Source organism: Haloferula rosea (assembly GCF_016595525.1).
In the GTDB taxonomy this organism is placed as follows: Bacteria; Verrucomicrobiota; Verrucomicrobiia; order Verrucomicrobiales; family Akkermansiaceae; genus Haloferula; species Haloferula rosea.
On the sequence record NZ_JAENII010000023.1, the window covers coordinates 1 to 21,035 of the forward strand.

Genomic DNA, 21,035 nt, shown 5'->3' on the forward strand with positions numbered 1-21,035 from the left:
ACTGAGAAGATCCCCGGCTTTGAAGCGTTCAAAGCCAACGACGAAGATCCCGCGACCTCATGGCGGGCCGCATCCGCAGACGATCAATGGCTCGAGGCCGCCTGGGTGAAGCCCCAGACCTTCCGCTCGGTGCAGATCGATGAAGTCGGCAACCGGATCGACGATTACCGGGTGCAGGTTTGGACCGAGGATGGCTGGAAGGACGTCGCAGGCGGCCAGAAGTGCGGTGTCGGGAGAAAGCACTCCTTCGAGCCAGTCACCTCGACCAAGTGCCGCCTACTACTCAGTTCTCCGAAGGGTTCCCCGGAGATCGCCGAGTTCGAGATTGTTCGCTGACGATCCAGGCGGGTTCGGAGGATCGAGTGAGAGCTGACCACAAGCACGCCGGTGTTCTGAAGAACGAGCGTGTCCCCGTTCTGGGGACTGGTGCCAGGCATGCGGGCTTGGTTGACTACGGTCGGCCTTGGCAACGGGAGATCGTCCTCTCAGGAAGCGATCACGACAGGCCCGCGATCTGACCTTATGCAACGGAGAAAGGAAACCCATGCCCGTCCAGCGGCCTCGGAAGCCGGGTCATTACGGCAAGTGCTTCTGTCGTTCTTCATGATCCTCGGTCTCGTTTCCAGCGGATTGGCTGAGCCCGAAAGGCCTCACCTGGTTTTGGTGATGGCCGACAACCAGGGTTGGGCGCAGGTAGGCTACCGGGGACATCCCTTTCTCAACACGCCGAATCTGGACGCGATGGCGACTTCCGGCATCCGCTTCGAACGGTTCTACGCGGCGGCGCCGATCTGCTCGCCGAACTCCCGATGCCTGCACGACTCCTGCGGGATCGACACGCCATGAAAACCACCTGCCTCACCCTTCTGGTTCTCGCTCTCTCGTGTCTCCAAGGTCTTCATGCTGCGACGGAGCAGGCGTTGTTCCATGGCTCCCACCGGCAAAGTTTCGTGGTCCGGCAGGCTCGCGTCGCCCAACGAGAGCGAGGCCGACGGCCCGTTTGCCACGCTGGACGCTACCTGCGATCCCTTCGCCAGGTGGTCGATTCGCTCCGGTTGAGTGCCATCCGCCCCTTCCCTGCCACATCCACGATGCTGCCATAGCCCCCCGCTCGCAGACCGCGGCTAACCATCAATCGAAAACACTCCCTATGAAAAACCTGATTCTCCTCGTCAGCCTTGCGGTTGCCGTTTCCCTCACCTCGTCGGCCGCTCCCATTACCGATCCCGACCAACTCGATTGGATCAAAGGCAAATTCAAAAAGGATGCCGCAGCGAGCATTGAGAAGCTTGAGCAACTGCCGATCAATACGGACCCCGAACCCGACCTCACTGCCGGATTCACGAGCCTGTATAAAGGAGATGGAGATCTGTCGGGCTGGACAGTGCTCGGCGGGCACCACACCTTCGAAGCATCCGGTGAGGTCATCACCGGCACCTGCGTCAAGGGATCGCGTAACGCATTTCTCTCCACAACCCGTAGGGATTATCAGGACTTTGTCTTCACGGTCGAGATGAAGTGGGAAGTCGAGGGGAATACCGGCGTGATGTTCCGGGCGCAGACCAAGCCCGGGAAGAAGATAGGAGAATCGGTGGTTTTCGGTCCCCAGGTCGAAATGGAAAGCCCCTCCCAGGGGAGAGGATGGTCCGGAGGTATTTACGGGGAGAAAGCGGGAGGCTGGCATTATCCGCTCGTTCTCGACGCACACAAAGCGGCCCGGAAGGCGATCGTTCCGGACCGGTGGAACCGCGTCACGGTGATGGCAAAGGGGAACAGCATCAAAACCTGGATCAACGGGGTGCCCGCGGCCCATTGGAAGTCTGCTGAGCACATGAAGGGATTCTTCGGACTTCAGATTCATTCCGGCAAGGCAGGCACTGTCCTTTTCCGAAATATCCGGGTCAAGGAACTCTGAACTTCTCTTATCTCATCCCTTACGACTTTTGAATTCTAGAAGCTATCTCAATCAACTTGCTGAAATGAACATGCCAAGCTTCCATCTTTTTCTCGGCTCTCTCATTGCCTTTACCCATTGTCTGGGACTAGCCAGCCTCAATGCGGCAAGCAAGACACCTGGCAAGCCGAACATCGTGCTGATCATGACCGATGACCAGGGATGGGGACAAACAGGATACTACAACCATCCGGTGCTGAAGACACCGAATCTCGACGCGATGGCCGCGGATGGTTTGCGCTTTGACCGCTTCTATGCAGCCGCTCCCAGTTGCTCGCCGACGAGGGCGAGTGTGCTGACCGGCCGAAATGCAAATCGAACTGGCGCAAAGTCGCATGGCAGCGCTCTCTACCTACAGGAGAAGACTTTGGCACAGGCGCTTCAGCGTGATGGCTACACCACAGGACACTTCGGCAAGTGGCATTTGAATGGCACGATAGGTCCTGGAGTGCCGCTGTTCGGAGATGACAAACACAATCCAGGGGCGTTCGGCTTCGAGGAATGGCTGTCGGTGACCAACTATTTTGACTTGGATCCGATCATGAGCCGCAAAGGTGAGTTTGTTGAGCTCAAGGGGGATAGTTCGGCCATCATTGTGGACGCAGCCCTGGATTTCATGAAGAAGGCGGTGGAGGAAGACAAACCCTTCTTGGCGGTGATTTGGGACGGCTCACCTCATTCGCCATCGGTCGCCAGCGAGGAAGACAAGGCAGCCTTCGAGAATCTGAGTGAGCGGAGCAAGAACCACTACGGCGAGTTGGTTGCCTTTGACCGCGCGGTGGGCGTGTTGCGCGCAGGACTGCGTGAGCTGGGAGTCGCGGAGAACACCATCGTGTGGTTCAACAGCGACAATGGCGGATTGGGAAACATCAAGCCTGATACCGTCGGCGGACTCAAAGGATTCAAAGGCAGTGTCTGGGAAGGCGGGATACGGGTGCCAGGCATCGTCGAATGGCCAGCAGTCATCAAGCCACGGATTACCGATTACCCGGCGAGTACGATGGATATCTTCCCGACCATAGCAGAGATACTAGACCTGCCGGATACAGTCTTCGTGAAGCCCATCGATGGCATCAGCCTGAACCCGCTGTTCAAAGGCAAGCAGGAGAAGAGGGCGACCCCTGTCTTTTTCCGGCATGGAAGCCAGTGCGCCTTGATTGATAATGAGATGAAGCTGCATACCAGCAAGCTGAACCGTGAGGAATTCGAGCTATTCAACCTCAAGGAGGATCCGTCGGAAGCGAACAACATCGCCAAAGCACATCCCGAATTGTTCGAGCAGATGAAAACGCGTTTTCTGGAATGGAGCGCCACCGTTGATGCCAGCATCGAAGGCCGGGACTATCCGGAAGGCAGGGTGCTGCCCCTTGACACCTATGCCCAACGCCACAAATGGGTCAATGACGACCGCTACAAGCCATTCTTTGAGGAATGGAGGGATCGCCCGGAGTACGCCAAGGACATCAACAAGAGTGCCCCAAAGAAGAAGGCCAAGAAGTAGGCAACAACAACCCCATCTACCAGCCCTGGGCCTTCCAACCGCTTTCACCCACGAAGCAAGTCTTGGAGAGCAATCGCCATACTTCAATGAAACTCCTTTCCTCCTTTCCCGCCATACTTGCCGGAGTCCTGGCCCTCTCCTCCGTCCGTGGCGACGAGAAGAAGAGCGGGGATCCGATGGATTCTAACAACTGGCGGAAGTGGGCGCCTGATCCGGCACCGTTCCTCGAACCGGAGGAGTCGGCAGAGTGCTTCAAGGTCGCGCCGGGCTTCCGCATCGAGCTGGTGGCTGCTCACCCGATGATCAAGGATCCAGTGTTCGCCGAGTTCGATCTCCAGGGCCGCCTTTGGGTTTGCGAGTTTCAGTCCTACATGATGGACGCCGCGGGCTCGAACTCCAACGACCCGATCAGCCGGGTTCAGGTGCTCGAGGATACCGATGGGGACGGCCGGATGGACAAGGCTACGACCTTCCTCGACGAGGTGGTCAACCCGCGCAGTCTGTCGATCGTCCAAGGAGGCGCCCTCGTGGCCCTGGGAAGTGGCAAGCTGGTGTTCTGCGAGGACACCGATGGTGATCTCGTCGCCGACAGGCAAACTCCGCTGATCGACTACGCGACGTCGGCACCCAAGAACATCGAGCACGCCGAGAACGGCCTGCACTATGCGATCGACAACTGGATGTATAACGCCAAGTCCGATCGGCGCCTTCGGTGGGACGGCGGAAAGCTCGTCTCGGAGCCCACCAAGTCACGCGGTCAGTGGGGCATGGACTCGGACGCCTATGGCCGACTCTACTACAACTCGAACAGCGTCTGGTTCTTCACAGACTCGGAGATCTATGACGGCCTCTACGGCTCCTCCAAGGCTCCGACCCGGAGCGTCCGGGCGATCCGGGTCAACACGGCGCTCAACCGCGCCTACGAACCCGGGATGATTCAGGAGGACGGCCGGATCAACGGCGTCACCTCGATCAGCGGCCTGGCCGTGCACAGCCACGGAGCCTTCGAACGCGAGTGGGAAGGGACGATCTTTAGCTTCAGCCCGGGAACCAACACGGTCGGTGCCTTCCGACCGGATGCGCCGATGCCGCAGACCACCCAATACGAGCACCTTCTCTATCCCGACGACACCTGGACCGAGCGCGAGTTCATCGCCAGCACCGACGAGCGCTTCCGGCCGGTCAACGGCTTCTTCGGACCGGATGGCTGCCTCTACATCGTCGATCTCAACCGGGGCATCATCCAGGACAAGAGATTCCTGACCCGCTATCTCCAGCGCCAGTCCGTGGAGCGTGAGCTTGACCAGCATATCGGCAAGGGCCGCATCTGGCGGGTCGTTCCCGAATCGTATCAACGGGAAACGGCCCCGACAGGCCTCGTCGAGGGTCTTTCCCACCCCTACCTCTGGTGGCGGATTAATAGCCAGAAGCGAATCGTCGAGGGGGATCGCGACGATCTGGTTCCGGACATCCTGAAACTGGCCACCAGCGGCCACCCCCAGGGAAAGGTGCACGCGATGTGGACCCTGGCGGGCCTTGGCAAGCTGGATCCCGAGTTGATCAAAGCGGGACTAGGGGACGACGACTGGTTCGTGAAGCTGACGGCGCTCCGTCTTGCCGGCGAGGCCACCGCCCAGCCCGAGGTCTTCCCCGAAAGGTTCGTGTCGGCGGCCAAGGCGCTGGCCGGAGACAGGACCGACCTTGTCGCCTCGTACGCCGGGGACCTGTCAACGAGGGGCTATCCCGATCGTTCCTCCTCGGTTTACAAGGACAAGGCTCCCCGCCGGGTTTCGAAGGACAAGAAACTGAAAAAGACCTACCTGGCTGGTCGTGTCATCTACGGCGAGTACTGTGCGGCCTGCCACCAGCCCGACGGCAGGGGCCTGGAAAACGTCGCCCCCAGTCTCATGAAGAGCGACTGGGTGAACGGGGATGCGGATGTGTTGATCGCGGTGGCGATGCATGGGCTGACCGGTCCGATCCAGGTCAACGGCAAAGCCGTCAAGGACGTCCCGCCGATCATGCCACCCCATCACTTCCTCAATGACAGGCAGATGGCCGACACGCTGACCTACGTCCGCAATGCCTGGGGCAACAAGGCGGATGCGATCACTGCGGACGAGATCAAGGCCTACCGCGGAAAGCACTCTGACCGGGAGGAACCCTGGACGCAGGAGGAACTCCGGGGAAGGTAAGGCAGAAGAGCCCATCGTCCCCACTTTGGGGACTGGCGGATGGGATGGGTGCTTGGTTCACTCTTCCGCTAGCGCGGAAAGGGAGGCTCTGTGTTCCTGCCAGACAGGAAGGATCCCGCCAAAACAACAGTTTCAGAAACACCGAACATGACCCAAAACTCCATTTCCCGATCTACCCGACTGCTTCATTGCCTCGTGGCAATGAGCCTGTACTCCGCCGTCCAGCTATCCGCCCAGCTACCCCTTCAGGAGGGCGACACCGTCTGCCTCATCGGCAACGGCCTCGCCGACAGGATGCAGCACGACGGATGGGTGGAGACGATTCTCCAGAGCCGGTTGGCGGGGAAAGACATCATCTTCCGCAACCTCGCTGTTTGTGGGGATACCGTAACATCACGCCCCCGAAGCAAAGGCGTGCCATCGGTGGAAACCATCCTCGCCCACTGCAAGGCGGATGTGGTTCTCGCCTTCTTCGGCTACAACGAGTCCTTCGGAGGACAGGAGAAACTCGCCGCCTTCAAGGCCGACCTCGCCACGATGATCGACGACTACCGGGCCGCGAAGTTCAACGGCGAAACGGAACCGCGCATCGTCCTGTTTTCACCCATCGCGCATGAGGATCTCGGCGATCCGCTCCTGCCCGACGGCTCCGAGAACAACGCGAACCTCACCCTCTACACGGAGGCGATCAAACAGGTCGCCGAAGAAAAAGGCGTTGCCTTCGTCGATCTCTTCACCCCATCGAAGGCGCTCTACGAAAAGGCGAAATCCCCGCTCACGCTCAACGGCGTGCATCTGCTTCCGGAGGGCAACCGCCAGCTCGGCGAGGTGATCGCCTCTGCCGTGCTGGGAAAACCCGTTTCCTCCACACCCGCCATGGAGCCGCTGCGCCAAGCGGTGCTCGATAAGAACTGGCACTGGCACAACCGCTTCCGCGCCACCGACGAAAACGACATCTGGGGCGGGCGCTCCCGGCTTGAATTCGTCAACGGCCAGACCAATGCCGAGGTGCTGCAGCATGAGATGTCCATGCTCGATGTGATGACCGCCAACCGGGATGAGAGAATCCACGCCGTCGCCCAGGGTAAGGATCACAAGGTCGATGACTCGAACGTGCCCAAACCCATTCCGGTGATCTCCAACGTCGGCGGCGGCAGCAAGAGCTCGAATCCCCGGAAGGAGGGCAGCACCGATTACCTCAGCGCCGCCGAAAGCCTCGAGAAACTCCATGTCCCCGAGGGTTTCGCGGTCAATGTTTTCGCCGACGAATCGAAGTTCCCCGCCCTCACCAATCCCGTGCAGATGCAGGTCGATGCCAAGGGCCGCCTCTGGGCAGCCTGCTGGGCAACCTATCCGAAATGGGAGCCGCTGACGGAAATGAACGACAGCCTGCTGATCCTGCCGGATGAAGACCGCGATGGCGTGGCCGACAAGGCGATCGAGTTCGCGAAAGTCCACAACCCGCTCGCCTTCGCATTCTGGGGCGGTGGCGTGATCGTCTGCTCGCAGCCCGACATCCTTTTCCTCAAGGACACCGACGGCGATGACGTGGCCGATGTCCGCATCGTCCTGCTGCAAGCCACCGGCTCCGCCGACACCCACCACGCTGCGAACAATTTCACCATCGGCCCGGACGGCGGTCTCTACTGGCAGAGCGGCATTTTCCTCCAGCACAATTACGAACACCCTTGGGGACCGTCGCTCGCTTCGACCGCCTCCGGCATGTATCGCTTCGATCCGCGCCGCCACACGATCCAGTTCATCGCCGGTAACAAACCGAATCCGCACGGAACCAGTTTCGACCGCTGGGGTTATCTCTTCGCCACCGACGGCACCGGCGGGCGCGCCTACCAGGTGCGCCCGGATGGCGACGGCTTCAATATGTTCCCGCTGATCAACAAGGAGGTGCGTCCGGTGCCCTCGAGCACCATCGTTTCCAGCGCGAATTTCCCCGACGACCTGCAGCAGGATTTCCTGATCTGCAACGTGATCGGGTATCTCGGCGTCAAGCGCTACGAACTCCACCGCGACGGCCACACCTCCGGGAGGAACACCTTCAAGCAAGGCGAAATCTGGGGCGAGCCGACACCCGATTTCGTCCGTAGCGACGACAAGAACTTCCGCCCCACGGACGCGAAGTTCGGCTCCGACGGCGCGCTCTACATTTCCGACTGGCAGAACGTCATCATCGGCCACATGCAGCACAACATCCGTGATCCCAAGCGCGACAGGAAGCACGGCCACATCTTCCGCATGATCCGAAAGGACCGCCCGCTCCAGGAACCCGTCGCCATCCACGGCCAGCCGGTCGCAACCCTGATCGAAGTGCTCAAGCACCCCATCGACGGCGTCCGTGAACGCGCCCGCATCGAGCTCGACACCCGCGCCCTGGCCGAGGTCCAGCCCGCCATGCTCGCGTGGATGAAGCAGTTCGACCCGAAAAAGGCGGAGGACGCCCATCCTCTGCTGGAAGCGCTCTGGTGGCACCAACGCCACAACATCCGCGACGAAAATCTGCTCGCCGCAATGCTCGAATCCCCCGAACCCCACGCACGCAATGCCGCCGCCATGGTGAAACAGTTCTGGGGCCCGGCCGATGCCACCAAAGCCGTCATGCCCAGCGTGATCGCCGACGCCCGCGAAAAGAAAGTGAAAGTGAAGGTTCCCGGCCACCTCGAGGGAAAGGGCGCGAAATCCTACAAACTTGGCGCGGAGGTTTTCCACCGGGAGGCCCATTGCGCCACCTGCCACCAAACCGACGGCAAGGGCCTCGATCCCGCTTTCCCGCCGCTCGTCGGCACCCCATGGGTCACCGGCAGCGAGGAGCGCCTCGCCAAGATCGTCCTCCACGGGCTCCACGGCAGGATCGAGGTCAACGGCAAGACCTACGACCCGGGAAAAGGCGTCCCGCCGATGACCGCCTTCGGCTCCCTCCTCAATGACAAGGAAATCGCCGCCGTCCTCACCTACGTCCGCAATTCCTGGGGCAACAAGGCCGCCCCGGTCAGCGCCGGCACGGTGAAAAAAGTCCGCAAAGCAACCAGCGACCGCTCCGTTTTCTGGGAACCCGAGGAACTCCTCAAGGACCACCCGCTCGAACCATCCGAATGAAACTCATCCGCATCCTCCTCACCACGGCGGTCGCCGCCACCGCCGCCCGGGCCTCCTCCATCGTCTATGAAGGTGAGGTCGGCCCGGGCGTCGGCAAGCACATCGTCTTCCTCGCCAGCGACCACGAATACCGCGCCGAGGAAACCTGTCCCGCCCTCGCCCGCATTCTCGCCAAACGCATGGGCTTCAAATGCACCGTGGTATTCGGTGTGGACAAGCAGGGATTCATCAAGGCCGGCTCTTCCACGGTCTCCGGACTCGCGGCCCTCGGGGAAGCGGACCTTTTCTTCATCTTCGCCCGCTTCCTCCATCTCCCCGACGAGGAAATGGCGCACATCGAAAGCTACCTCGAACGCGGCGGCCCCGTCGTAGGACTGCGCACCTCGTCCCACGCGTTCAAGATCCCGGCGGGATCGAAGTACGCCAGATATAGTTTCAAATCAAGGGCCACCGGTTATGAAATGGGTTTCGGCCACCAGGTGCTGGGCAACACCTGGGTGGGACATTATGGAAGAAACCATGTCCAGGGCACTCGAGTCGTCACCGTGCCCGAACAACGCGGCCACGTGATCCTGACCGGTATCGGCGAGGCCGCGTTCACCCACGCCGGAGCCTACGTGGGAAAAGCCGCGCCGGACTTCACCGTCCTCGCCACCTCGCAGCCGCTCGTTTCCATGGATCCGGACGCGGAAGCGGACGCATCGAAACCACCCATGCCATGCACCTGGACCCGCGAATACGCCGCCAAGGACGGCTCCATGCACCGCGTTTTCCACAGCACCCAGGGCGCGTCACAGGACTTTCTCGACGACGACTACCGCCGCATGATCCTCAACGGGACGCTCTGGGCCATCGGCATGGAAAAGGAAATCAAGCCCGACCTCGATTTCTCCTTCGTCGGCCCCTACCAGCCGCGCAAGTTTTCCTTCAAGGGTGAGGCAAGGAACGTGAAGCCCTCCGATCTCGCGGGATGGGAATCGCCCATCATGCCGAAATCAGCCGATTGAAACCCCTATGAAAGCAACCTATCTGTTCTTCGCACTGCTGCTTGTCTCGATTCAGGCTGAAGAACAACCACCAGCCGCATCCTCCACGGCAAAGCCGAATGTCCTGTTCCTGATTTCCGACGACCTGAATTCGTGGCTGCTGGAGAATCCGGAACGCTACACCGGCAAGGTCATTGCTCCGAGCCTGAAGGGCTTGGCCGAAAGCGGGGTCAATTTCAAGTATGCCTACACGGCGGCTCCGGTGTGCAGCCCGTCCCGCACCGCGTTCTTCTCGGGAGTGGCCCCATGGAAGTCGGGCATTTACAACAACGCGCAGACCATCGGCAAAAGCGCGGCACTGAACCAGGATGCGGTGCTCTCCCTGGCCGGCTTGTTCAAGAAGGCAGGCTACGGCACCTTCGGCTACGGCAAGATCACCCACGGCTGGGACCAGAAGGAACACTGGGACGAGAAGATCGGCCACAAAAGGGACTCGGCGCCGCCCGGTCACCCCTTGGCCGGACTCAGCGGAGGCGAGCAGGATTGGGGCCCCATCCACCTCACCGAGGAGCAAATGAACGACACCGGCGGCGGGAACAAGACCATCGCGATCCTGGAGAGGAAGCATGAAAGACCGTTCTTCCTGGCCTACGGCCTCTTCAACGCCCACATGCCCTGGTATGTCCCGCAAAAGTATTTCGACATGTATCCGCTGGACGAGATCGTCCTCCCGGAGATCAAGGCGGACGACCTCGACGATCTTCCTCCCCTCGCCAGGGCGGTGAGCGACGGCATCGGTAGCTTTGCCGACAAGGTCATCGAGTCGGGAAAACACAAGGAAGCGGTGCAGGCCTATCTGGCCACGACCACCTACGTCGATACCCAGATCGGGCGCGTTCTCGATGCTCTCGAGAAAAGCCCCTACAAGGACAACACCATCGTCGTCTTCTTCACCGATCACGGCTTCCACCTCGGGGAGAAACACCACTGGCAGAAAACCACCCTCTGGGAGGAGGGAACCCATACCTTGCTCATGTTCCGTGCGCCGGGAGTCACCAAAGCCGGCGGCAGCTCCGAACGCTTCGTCTCCCTGCAGGACATCTACCCGACCCTCGCCGAGCTCTGCGGCCTGACGCCCCCCGACTACGTCGATGGCCGTTCGCTGGTTCCCCTGCTGAAGGACCCGAAAGCTACGTGGGAAAGCACCGCCATCACCGGACTTTGCGACAAACGCAAAACCGACCTGGCCTACATCAGCATCCGCCACGAACTCGGCCGCTACACCCGCTACGGAACCGATGAAGAGGAGTTCTACGACACCACCAAGGATCCTCATGAATGGACCAACCAGATCGACAATCCGGAATATGCATCGGTGATCGGGAAACTCCGGGCCGCTCTGCCGAAGGATCCCGCCGCTCCTTTGCCCAGTGCCCTGGCGGACCGGCGCGGGGGAAAGAAGTCGAAGGAAAAGAAGCGTGGCAATCCCTGACGATCGGGTCCGCTCTCAGAGCTTCTTGAGCCGGATGCCACGCCACGAGGCCCGGCGGGGGGTGCCGTCGTAGTCCCGGATGCCATGGACCTGGAGTCCGATGGCACCGCTCGCATATCGTTTTTGATCCTCTTCGCTCACCGAGTCGTTGATGAGGATTCCGTTGATCCAAGTCTGGATCCGGGGACCTTCGACCCGGAGTTTCACGGTGTTCCACTCGCCGTTTTTGGCGGCCGAGTTCCGCACCAATTTGTCCTCGGGCGTGATCCACGCGCCGCCGCCCTGTCGGAAGATCAGGCCGGAGCGGCCGGGGGACTTGGTGAGCTCGATCTGGGGGCCCTTCAGGGTATTGACCCGCTCACGGCTCGGAGTGCGTTCGGAGCGGAACTGCACGCCGGAATTGAGATCGAGGTCGTGCAGCTTGTATTCGAAGACCAGTTCGAAGTCGCCATAGTCCTCCTTGGTGACTAGGAAGGTCGTCTTCTTGGCGCCGCTTCCGGTGATCGCGCCGCCTTCGGCTTTGAACACGGCATCGCCGCCGGTCTTGGACCATCCGTCGAGGGTCTTGCCGTCGAATAGCTCGATCCACCCGGGATCTTCGCCTTGGAGTGGACCGACGAGAAACAGGAGGCCGGCAAGGCCGGCTGTCAGACTTGTTTTCATAGACATGATGCGATGGTGGCGGAGGGATGTCCGGGGGCTTCAGTCATTCCAAAGATCGGCACCGTAGTCCCAGCCGGGACGGACGGGGGCTTTGATGTACGGGTTCAGCGAGGGGTCTTCGAAGGTCATCTTCTCGGCTTGGTAGCGCACTTCCTTTCCGCTGCGCATGGCAAGGGTGCCGAGGATCACGATCTCGGTCAGCGGTGCGGCGTAATCGAAGTCCGAGCCGGGTTTCTCGATCTCGCCACGGATCGTGGCGAAGAGCTCCTTGATTGGACCGCCGATCGCCCTCGGGATGGTCTTGGCGGGAAGGTTTCTGCGGATCTCCTCCCAGTTCTCGGCCATCCGTGGGCTGGTCGGGCGCATCCCCGGGGAGACGATCGTGTTCTTCTCGCCGACGAGGAGGCAGCCGCCCCCTCCTATCGTCTTGCTCCCCGTCTGTGAGCCAGGAATACGGGGCAAGTGGCCGCCTTCGTACCAGTAGACTTTCAGGTTCGGTTTGCCCCCGCCGCGCTCGAACTCATAGATGTAGGTCATGGCCTCGGGTCTGGGTGTCTTGCCGCCCGATTCCCGGCTGAAATCGATGCTCTTGTCGGTGCGCACCGATACCGGCATGCCGAGCCCGAGGGCATAGACCGGGATGTCGAGGGTGTGACAGCCGATGTCGCCGAGACCGCCGAGGCCGTAGTCCCACCACCACCTCCAGCCGGAAGGGACGAGACCCTCGATGAGGCGTTTCTCCGGAACCGGACCCTGCCACAGATCCCAGTCGAGGTGGCTCGGCACGGGAATGCCGGGCAGGTCCTTGGAGCGCGCCGCGTTGGTGTTGTTCTTGGTGGTCCGGTTGGTCCAGGCGTGCACCTCCACGATCTCGCCGGCGAGTCCCGCCTCGTACCATTCGCGGATGTATCGCATGCCTTCCATCGTGTGGCCCTGGTTGCCCATGACGGTCGGCACCTTGAACTTCTGGTAGGCCTTCTGCAGGGTGCGGGCCTGCCAGAGATCGTGAGTGAGCGGCTTCTGGGTCTGGACCGCGATGCCGCGTTGCATGGCGTCATAGGTGGCCGCGAAGTGGGTATGATCGGGGGTGCTGACGATGACGGCGTCGAGCTCTTTTTCGTGGGTGTCGAGCAGCTTGCGAAAGTCGGTGTAGCGCTTGGCGTTGGGGAACTTCGTGAAGCCCGGCTTTCCTTGCTTTTGGTCGACATCGGCGATGGCGACCACGATCTCCCGGGCGCAGTCACTGAAGGCGGTCTTCGCGATCCCGCCGGCGCCGATGAGGGCGACCTTGAGCTTGCGGTTCGAAGACCGCTGGGCCCACGCACGGTGATTGCTGATCAGGGCACACCCACCGGCCAACAGGCTGGCACGGAGAAAGTCCCTACGTTTGGTTCGTTCGATCATGATCATTGCAGCGAAAGGGATCCGGAAGCCTGAGTTGGTCGCGAGGTTCACCAAGTGGATTCGATCCGGTGGTTGGCGTCGGGCGGCTTGAAGGACTCAGCAGACCGATGGGCGTCTTGCGAAGCTGTCAGGCATCTCAGAACAACCATTGGCTCCCTTGTCCACAAGTCCCCAAAGCGGGGACACTGTGCCGCGGTAGGCGTGGATTCTCCGTCCACTGCGGGGACCCGTGCCCTTTGCCGAAGGGCGATTGTGGATCGGATTGCAGGAGGTCCGCAGCCGGTCAGGCGCGGTACTTGATGATCGCCTCGACCTTGCTCCGGACATGGAGCTTTTGGCAGATCCGTTTCACGTAGGTGCGGACCGTTTCGATCGTGATGTCCAGTTCGTCCGCCACCTCCTTGTAGATGTAGCCGGAGGCGAGCAGGCCGAGAACCTCGTGCTCCCGCGCCGAGAGCTTCTGGTTCTCGTCCTCGATCTCGCGGTCCTTCCGGAAATGCTGGGCGACCTTGCGCGCGATGTGGCTTGAGAAGGGCGCGCCTCCCGAGAACACGTCGCGGATGGCGTTGAAGATGTCGTCCGGGCTGCTGGTCTTGAGAAGATAGCCGCTCGCACCCTCCTTCAAGGCCCGGAAGATGTTGTCCTCCTCGTCGTAGGCGGTCAGCATCACCACTTCCATTTCGGGATTGCCCTTCTTCAGCGAGCGGATGCAGTCGATTCCCGATTGTCCCGGCAGCTTGATGTCCATGAGGACCACGTCCGGCGGATCACAGGGGATGCGGGAGAGGGCCTCCTCCCCGGACGAGACCGCGTAGAGGCATTCGATGTCGTCCGGACGTTCGAGGATCTTCACGAGTTGCTCCTGCAGGCGGAGATCGTCCTCCACGACGACCACGGTTTTTCGATGGAAAGCCATGAGATCCTATCCTTCTCGCATGAGGACCGGCGCTGTCAACACGACTCGCAGGCCGCGGGGATCGAGGTTCGAGATGCCACATCGGCCCCCGATCGACTGCATGCGCTGGCGCACGCTCTCGAGGCCGCTTCCTCCGGGGTCTCCCGGTGGGCTTTCCGCATCTTCCCGGATTCCCACACCGTCGTCGCTGATCGACACGCTGAAGTTTCCCCGGTCGATCCGGATCTTGATGAGAATCTCGGATGCTTCCGCGTGTCGCAGTGCGTTGTTCACCGTTTCCTTCACCGCGAGTGAGAAGTTATGGCGGAACTCGTGGCTGATGGGGTGGTTGTGCTCGAGACCGGCGTCGTCGATCCGGCAGCGGATGCCCGCGAGTCGGCAAAGTTCGCTGACGAGGCGGCACAGGTAGTTGATCAACGATTCAAGGTCGCTGTTTCTCGGGTTGAGCATCCAGACCGATTCCGAAAGGGCACCGACCAGTTCGCCGGTGAGTTCGCGGATCTGGCGGAAAGCCGCCTGCGACTCGGGATCGGCGGTGACGGCCTCCGCGTTGGCCCCGACGAGGGAAATGTGGGAAAGGCGGGTGCCGAGGTCGTCGTGGAGGTCCCGGGCGATGCGGAGTCGCTCGTCGGAGAGCAGCCGGGCGTGCCGGAGTTGGCGTCGGATTCTTCGCCGGACAAGAGCTCGGGCCCAGAGCACGACGAGGCTGCCGACTGCCGCCAGGCACCCGAGCCAGAACCACCACTTCTTCCAGAACACGCCGGGGACATCCACCACGAGGGCCGAGGTCCGTCCGGTGGGGATGCCGTCGATCGTGAGCTCCTCGACGAGGAAGCGGTAGTCGGCGGCCGGAAGCCGCTCGTAGTCGAGCTCGAAGGGGCCGCCGAGTCCCACCGAGTAGGCTTCCTGCCATTCGACCTCGAGTTGCTCGCCAGGCCGAAGCGCCGGGAGTTCGTAGTGCCCGCTCGCGATGTCGGCATGCGCCTCAGGGTCGTCGTCCACGATGAGCAAGGTCGGCGGCGAGTCGCGCTGGCCGTCCGGATGAATGAGTGAACCCATGGTTGGCCGGCTTCCGGCCTTGTTCCAGCGGATCGGGCGGGAATCCGGCCCGAGCGCCTCGCGCATCAGCCATCGCTCCGGTCGGTCGGCGTTGGGCAGCGAACGGATCGTGATTCCGCGGATCGCGATGACGCCGACCGCGCTCACAGGACCGGAGGAGGAAACCGCCACCGAGAGATATTCGGCGCTTTCGGGGACTCGCAGGGTTTCCTTCCGTGAAACGAAGGCAAAGGGGGCGTCCGACCCGCTCCAGCCGGGAGTCGCGTGCTTGGCAGCGAAGTCATGGTGCAGAATCCGATTCCCTTCCTTGTCGATGAAGCGGACGACGAACATCATGGTTCCGCTTCGCTCCTGCCACGTCTTGTCCGCCCCCTCGAGGCGGTAGCGCACTCGCAGGCTGGCCGGGACAACCTGAAACTGGAGGGAGGATGCGTTCAGCGGAGCGAGCGCGGTTTCGTCCTGCGGGACCAACCGGGTTTCGTCGGCAAATGCCTCGATGGTGGTCGATGAAGTCTCTCCCGTGGCCGCACCGGCGAGCGCGACGATCGCCACCGTGCGCAAGAGCGCAGCAGAGAAGGAGGAGCCGGGGTTGGTGGTGTTTGCGGCTTGTGACACGTGGAGGATCGGGCTCCGCGGACGATAGGCGACCCGCTGCGATTTATCGAAGCGATTTCATTCGAGTCCCCGAAATGGGGACTAGTAGTCAAAACGCTCGGAATCTTTAATCCGAACCTTGAACAGCTCCCAGAGAATCGGTTCTGCAACGCTGCCACGGCGAGGGTCGATGGCCATCAACGGCTACGCCGGACGGTCCCTCGTGGCCGGGTGCGTCTTTCTTCTCGCGTCGTTGACTGCATCGGCGGGCACGAAGCACTCACCTTCCTCGCGGTTCATGTCCTACGAGGGACGTGTCATGGCCGGATATCAGGGCTGGTTCAGAACGCCCGACGACGGCTCCGGGAACCGCTGGGTGCACTGGGGCAAGCGGGGACGGTTCGACTCCGAGCACGTGAGCATCGACCTCTGGCCCGACGTTTCGGATTACCCGAAAACCTACGAGACGCCCTTCACGCTCGGGAATGGCGAATCGGCCCGGGTGTTCAGCTCATGGGACGCAGGCACGGTCGATACCCACTTCCGCTGGATGAAGGAACACGGCATCGACGGTGCGTTCATGCAGCGCTTCTTCCGCGTCACCACGACCGAAGAACGGCGCCGGGAAGGGAGGGTGATTCTCGGCCACGCGTTGACCGCCGCCGAGCGGCACCAACGGGCGGTGGCGGTGATGTACGACCTGTCCGGCATCGCACCGAACGGCCAGGACTGCGCGTCGGTGATCCAGGACTGGAAGGAGATCGTCGATGAGCTGAAGGCGACCTCGCGGAGCCGGGAACAGAGCTACCTCTACCATCGGGGAAAGCCGCTGGTGGCGATCTGGGGGCTGGGCTTCACCGGCCGCGACTACGACATCCGCGACATCGGGGTCGACAAGTTGATCGACTTCCTCCGCGACGATCCGGAGTACGGCGGATGCAGTATTTTGCTCGGGGTGCCCACCCATTTCCGGACGCTGCGGGCCGACACCCGCGCCGACCCTTACCTCCATGAGTTGATGGAGAAGGCGGACGTGGTTCTGCCGTGGATGGTCGGGCGGTTCAGGACGCTTGAGGGCCGGGAGCGGGAGAAGTTCCGGTCGCAGGTCCGGGATGACCTGGCATGGTGCCGGACTCGGGGCCTCGACTACGCGCCCTGCGTCTATCCCGGATTCAGCTGGCACAATCTCAAGGGCGAGGAGAGCGCGCTGGATCACATATCGCGCCAGGGAGGAAGGTTTTTCTGGGAAATGATCCACGGGTCGGTGGAGAGCGGCGCGGAGATGCTCTACGTGGCCATGTTCGACGAGGTCGACGAGGGAACCGCGATCTTCAAGCTCTCTCACGATGCGCCGACCGGAAATCCGCCCGCCCGCTTCGTGGACATTGGGGACGTTCCAAGCGACCACTATCTTTGGCTCGCCGGGCAGGGTGGGCGCCTGCTGCGAGGCGAAATCCCCGCCGACCCGGAACTCTACCGCCGCACCGATCCGAAAACCAGGGATCGCGAGGATGTCCCGGAGGGGAACGAGTAAACGTCGTCATTCCAACCATGAATCCGAACCACTCACGAACCGAGCAGCGCTCCACCAAGTTTCCGCGAACCGGCGCACGGATCCTGCGTTTCGGGGGCCTGCTGCTGGCCCTTTGCCCATGCTCCGGGGCCGCGGCGGACCCGCGGCCGAACGTCCTCATGATCGCCGTCGACGACATGAATGATTGGATCGGCTGCCTTGGAGCGACCCCCTCGGCCATCACCCCGAACATCGACCGATTGGCGGAGCGCGGGTTCAATTTCACCAACGCGCACACCGCCGGGATCTTCTGCGCCCCTTCGCGCGCTGCGATCTTCTCCGGGCAGTATGCCTCCTCCACCGGCTGCTACCGGACCGCGCACTATTTCGTGAACCGCCCCGAGCTGCGGCCGCTCCAGGTCAGCCTGCAGGAAGGTGGCTATGCGACCTTCGGAGGCGGCAAGCTGTTCCATCACCCCGAGGGCCACGTCGATGTCCGTGGCTGGACCGAGTTCTTCCTGCGCAAGCCCGACCAGTACCGCCGGGCGTGGAGCCTCGACAACTGGAGCGAGGAACTTCCCTTTCCCGATCCCTTTCCTGCGAGCATCTACAACCGGACCTACAACAAGGGAAAGGACCTTGGCGGGGGATTGTTCCTCGAGTGGGGGGCGGTGCCAGACGACCGGGAAGAGGATCTCGCCGACACCATTCGGGCCAACTGGGCGGTATCGAAACTCGGCGAGAAGCACGACCAGCCCTTCTTCCTCGCCGTCGGCTTCTACACCCCGCACTTTCCGAACTACTGTCCGGATAAGTATTTCAAGCTCTACGAGGGCAGGAAGATCCCGCTGCCGCCGATCAAGGACGACGATCTTGATGACCTTCCCGAGACCATCCGGCGTCAGAAGTCCAACCGCAGGAAGGCCCACCACGACCGGTTGGTGGCCATCGATGCGGTGGACGACGCCATCCTCGGTTACCTTGCCTGCATGAGTTATGCCGACGCGCTGGTCGGCAGGATCCTCGATGCGCTTGAGAAGAGCCCTTACGCCGAGAATACCATCGTGGTCTTCTGGAGCGATCACGGTTACCACCACGGCGAGAAGGGAGACTGGGGCAAGCACACCCTCTGGGAGCGAACCTCGAACGTTCCCTTCATCTGGGCCGGTCCGGGGATCGCAAAGGGCGCGGTCAGTGACGTGACCGTGAGCCTGATCGACATGTATCCCACTCTATTCGACCTGTGCGGCCTGCCGGCAACACCACAGAAGTTGGAGGGCAAATCACTCGCGGAGACATTGAAGGCCCCGACCTCGGCGGCGGACCGCGACGTGTTCCTGCCCTACATGGATCCCGGCGGCTACGCGGTCATCAATCGCGACTGGCGATACATCTACTACCCGAATGGCGGTGAGGAACTCTACGATCGCCGGAAAGACCCCAACGAATGGAACAACCTGTTGTTCCAAAGGCCTGGTGTGCATCAGGAATTGATCCGCAAGTTGAAGCGCGCGGCTCCCGAAACTTTCGCGCCCCACGAGCGGAAGCTGAACCGACGGAAGGAACTGATCATCGAGGGAACGGGCTTTCGCTGGGAGCCATCAGCAACGCCCCCGGACGAAAAGCGTGACTCCCCTCGCCGCCCCGGCAAGCCGCGCGGTTCTTAAAGTGGAAATGGATTGGAGAAATACGATGACAACGAACCTGGACATGGTCGGAAAACCGGGAATACCTGATCAATTGCGTCCCCGGGACAGCGCAAGCGCCGCAGGAGCCCGCAAGAACCTCCGAATGGAGCGGATCCGCGCGCATGCGTGGATGGTGTGCCTCGTTCTATCCCTTGCATTCATCGTCAAATCGCCTGCGGCCGATTCCAAACCGAACATCATCCTTCTCTACATCGACGACTGGGCGTGGAACGGCTCCCCGGTTCCGATGGACGACGGCATGGAGAACTCGCGGATGCCGGTCCTGCGGATGCCGAACGTGGAAAGACTCGCCCGCGAGGGCATGAAGTTCCGCAACGCCTACGGGTCTCCGCAGTGTTCACCGGCGCGGGTCTGCGTGCAGACCGGCCAGTCCTCGCCGCGCAGTGGCTTCACGGTGTTCATGAACGACAAGGGCCAGGACTATTTCGACGCCCAATCGTTCAAGGGCTTCCCGGTGGTGGGCTGCGTGTCGGACATGACAATCGACCCCGGCACGGCGACCATCCCAGAGGTGCTCAAACCGCTCGGCTACGTCAGCGCACACATCGGGAAGTGGCACATGCGCGGCGACCCTGGTGGGGAAGGCTACGTGGTTCACGACGGGGACACGAGCAACACCCCCGGCAACACCGTCTCCGGGGCGGGCAAGCAACGGCTGCCCGATGACCTGACCGACCCGAAGCTCATGTTCAGCGTCACCGAGAAGGCGATCGGATTCATCGAGGATCAGGTCAAGGCGGGCACGCCATTTTACCTGCAGATCTCCCACTACGCGATGCACGAGGGGCGGGAATGCCTCCCCGCCACCCGTGAGAAATACACCCGTCATCCCGCCGTGCAGGCCTACTACAAGAAGAAGGGCGTGACGGCCGACACGGTGAAGCGCAAGGACGATCCCGCCATCTGGCTGGGGATGGGCGAGGATCTCGATGGCCGGATCGGCGCGGTGCTGGACCGGATCCGGGATCTCGGGATCGAGGACAACACCTACGTCGTCCTGGCGGCCGACAACGGGTACCGCCATTCCTTCCTCCCGGGCCTCACCCAGCCGCTGCACGCCACCAAGTGGTGGGTGTGGGACGGCGGTATCCGGGTGCCGATGATCGCCCGCGGTCCCGGCATCATGCCGGGCTCGATGTTCCCCGGAAACGTGGTCAACTACGACTTCCTCCCGACCTTTTTCGAGTGGGCCGGAGGGAAGCCGGGTGACCTCGAGGATGTCGATGGCATCAGTCTGGCGGGATTCCTCGCAGGTGAGAAACCCAGCGCAGGGTTCTTGAATCGCCGTCTCTATTTTCACTACCCCCACTATCGGACCACCGTGCCGCACTCGGCCGTCGTTTCCGGTTCACACAAAGTGCTGCATTTCTACGAGCGACCTGATTTTCCCATGCTCTTCGACCTCTCCGAGGACCCGGGTGAGGTTTACAACATCGCCTTGAAGCGGCCTGCCATCCATCAGCAGCTCCACGACGATCTGATGGCCTATTTGGGGGAAGTGGACGCGCGCCTGCCCAAGCTCAATCCCGAACACGATCCCGCCGCTTACCGGAAGGATCCCGATTACGAGAAGCGCTCGCGCTGGGGACCCTTCACGGGTCGGCGGGCGCTTGATGCAGACGAAAAGAAGGAGGATCTCGAGTAGCGGGATTCTCTTTGCGGTGGCAAGATCCCACACATCCAAGGTTCCGGGAATTTCAGGGGGAGGAAAGTCGATCCGGCCCCATGAACAAGGGGTGGGCACCGCGGCGATTCTTCCAGAACAGGGATCCGCAATCGATCCGTTTCCTCCGGATGCCGCGTGAGGATTCCAACGCGCAGGCCGGGGTCGGTGCACATCGCCACTGAGAAGATCCCCGGCTTTGAAGCGTTCAAAGCCAACGACGAAGATCCCGCGACCTCATGGCGGGCCGCATCCGCAGACGATCAATGGCTCGA

At 61.8% G+C, this 21,035-nt stretch carries 15 protein-coding genes; 11 read left to right on the top strand and 4 right to left on the bottom strand.

Annotation, left to right across the window (positions count from 1 at the left end):
- The 8 genes from JIN81_RS18205 to JIN81_RS18240 form a co-directional block, all read left to right on the top strand.
- The coding region (locus JIN81_RS18205) for a discoidin domain-containing protein (protein ID WP_200283354.1) at positions 1–336 on the top strand (336 nt) is incomplete at its 5' end.
- Between the two features lie 267 nt (positions 337–603).
- Complete coding sequence (locus tag JIN81_RS18210; protein ID WP_234045448.1) at positions 604–846, top strand: sulfatase-like hydrolase/transferase; 243 nt, start codon at positions 604–606, stop codon at positions 844–846.
- Positions 847–1,150: 304 nt separating this feature from the next.
- Positions 1,151–1,915 carry a 3-keto-disaccharide hydrolase gene (locus JIN81_RS18215; RefSeq protein ID WP_200283358.1) on the top strand — a complete coding sequence of 255 codons (765 nt, stop codon included), beginning with the start codon at positions 1,151–1,153 and terminating at the stop codon, positions 1,913–1,915.
- Between the two features lie 64 nt (positions 1,916–1,979).
- Positions 1,980–3,455 (top strand): sulfatase family protein, encoded by a 1,476-nt coding sequence (locus JIN81_RS18220; RefSeq protein WP_200283359.1) that lies wholly within the window; start codon positions 1,980–1,982, stop codon positions 3,453–3,455.
- Between the two features lie 86 nt (positions 3,456–3,541).
- Positions 3,542–5,650: a DUF7133 domain-containing protein gene (locus JIN81_RS18225; protein ID WP_200283362.1), complete on the top strand. Its 2,109-nt coding sequence runs from the start codon at positions 3,542–3,544 to the stop codon at positions 5,648–5,650.
- A 201-nt stretch (positions 5,651–5,851) separates the two neighbouring features.
- The gene (locus JIN81_RS18230; RefSeq protein WP_234045456.1) at positions 5,852–8,761 is read left to right on the top strand and encodes a PVC-type heme-binding CxxCH protein; all 2,910 of its coding nucleotides are present in this window, start codon (positions 5,852–5,854) and stop codon (positions 8,759–8,761) included.
- A complete protein-coding gene (locus tag JIN81_RS18235; RefSeq protein WP_200283367.1) occupies positions 8,758–9,768 on the top strand; it encodes a type 1 glutamine amidotransferase family protein in 1,011 nt (336 codons plus the stop codon). Before JIN81_RS18230 ends, JIN81_RS18235 begins: the two co-directional genes overlap by 4 nt.
- Before the next feature lie 7 nt (positions 9,769–9,775).
- The gene (locus JIN81_RS18240) at positions 9,776–11,239 is read left to right on the top strand and encodes a sulfatase (RefSeq protein ID WP_200283370.1); all 1,464 of its coding nucleotides are present in this window, start codon (positions 9,776–9,778) and stop codon (positions 11,237–11,239) included.
- A gap of 15 nt (positions 11,240–11,254) precedes the next feature.
- Here JIN81_RS18240 and JIN81_RS18245 read toward each other — a convergent pair whose 3' ends face one another.
- From JIN81_RS18245 to JIN81_RS19545, 4 genes are all read right to left on the bottom strand, one after another.
- A complete protein-coding gene (locus JIN81_RS18245; protein ID WP_200283373.1) occupies positions 11,255–11,908 on the bottom strand; it encodes a 3-keto-disaccharide hydrolase in 654 nt (217 codons plus the stop codon).
- A gap of 33 nt (positions 11,909–11,941) precedes the next feature.
- On the bottom strand, positions 11,942–13,306 hold the full coding sequence (locus JIN81_RS18250; RefSeq protein ID WP_200283376.1) for a Gfo/Idh/MocA family protein: 1,365 nt from the start codon (positions 13,304–13,306) through the stop codon (positions 11,942–11,944).
- A gap of 283 nt (positions 13,307–13,589) precedes the next feature.
- On the bottom strand, positions 13,590–14,222 hold the full coding sequence (locus tag JIN81_RS18255; protein WP_200283378.1) for a response regulator transcription factor: 633 nt from the start codon (positions 14,220–14,222) through the stop codon (positions 13,590–13,592).
- A 6-nt stretch (positions 14,223–14,228) separates the two neighbouring features.
- A complete protein-coding gene (locus JIN81_RS19545; RefSeq protein WP_200283380.1) occupies positions 14,229–15,896 on the bottom strand; it encodes a sensor histidine kinase in 1,668 nt (555 codons plus the stop codon).
- A gap of 277 nt (positions 15,897–16,173) precedes the next feature.
- Here JIN81_RS19545 and JIN81_RS18265 point away from each other — a divergent pair, with 277 nt between their 5' ends.
- The 3 genes from JIN81_RS18265 (at position 16,174) to JIN81_RS18275 (ending at position 20,742) form a co-directional block, all read left to right on the top strand.
- The gene (locus JIN81_RS18265; protein ID WP_200283382.1) at positions 16,174–17,409 is read left to right on the top strand and encodes a glycoside hydrolase family 99 protein; all 1,236 of its coding nucleotides are present in this window, start codon (positions 16,174–16,176) and stop codon (positions 17,407–17,409) included.
- Between the two features lie 158 nt (positions 17,410–17,567).
- Positions 17,568–19,055, top strand: coding sequence for a sulfatase (locus JIN81_RS18270; RefSeq protein WP_343217948.1), 1,488 nt, complete (start codon positions 17,568–17,570; stop codon positions 19,053–19,055).
- A 151-nt stretch (positions 19,056–19,206) separates the two neighbouring features.
- A complete protein-coding gene (locus JIN81_RS18275) occupies positions 19,207–20,742 on the top strand; it encodes a sulfatase-like hydrolase/transferase (protein ID WP_343217949.1) in 1,536 nt (511 codons plus the stop codon).
- Positions 20,743–21,035: the final 293 nt, after the last annotated feature.

Coding starts and splice junctions, on each gene's coding strand:
- JIN81_RS18275 (WP_343217949.1), top strand. CDS start 19,207: ATGGTGTGCCTCGTTCTATCCCTTGCATTCATCGTCAAATCGCCTGCG.
- JIN81_RS18240 (WP_200283370.1), top strand. CDS start 9,776: ATGAAAGCAACCTATCTGTTCTTCGCACTGCTGCTTGTCTCGATTCAG.
- JIN81_RS18210 (WP_234045448.1), top strand. CDS start 604: ATGATCCTCGGTCTCGTTTCCAGCGGATTGGCTGAGCCCGAAAGGCCT.
- JIN81_RS18245 (WP_200283373.1), bottom strand. CDS start 11,908: ATGTCTATGAAAACAAGTCTGACAGCCGGCCTTGCCGGCCTCCTGTTT.
- JIN81_RS18265 (WP_200283382.1), top strand. CDS start 16,174: ATGTCCTACGAGGGACGTGTCATGGCCGGATATCAGGGCTGGTTCAGA.
- JIN81_RS18250 (WP_200283376.1), bottom strand. CDS start 13,306: ATGATCGAACGAACCAAACGTAGGGACTTTCTCCGTGCCAGCCTGTTG.
- JIN81_RS18215 (WP_200283358.1), top strand. CDS start 1,151: ATGAAAAACCTGATTCTCCTCGTCAGCCTTGCGGTTGCCGTTTCCCTC.
- JIN81_RS18255 (WP_200283378.1), bottom strand. CDS start 14,222: ATGGCTTTCCATCGAAAAACCGTGGTCGTCGTGGAGGACGATCTCCGC.
- JIN81_RS18225 (WP_200283362.1), top strand. CDS start 3,542: ATGAAACTCCTTTCCTCCTTTCCCGCCATACTTGCCGGAGTCCTGGCC.
- JIN81_RS18230 (WP_234045456.1), top strand. CDS start 5,852: ATGAGCCTGTACTCCGCCGTCCAGCTATCCGCCCAGCTACCCCTTCAG.
- JIN81_RS18220 (WP_200283359.1), top strand. CDS start 1,980: ATGAACATGCCAAGCTTCCATCTTTTTCTCGGCTCTCTCATTGCCTTT.
- JIN81_RS18270 (WP_343217948.1), top strand. CDS start 17,568: ATGATCGCCGTCGACGACATGAATGATTGGATCGGCTGCCTTGGAGCG.
- JIN81_RS18235 (WP_200283367.1), top strand. CDS start 8,758: ATGAAACTCATCCGCATCCTCCTCACCACGGCGGTCGCCGCCACCGCC.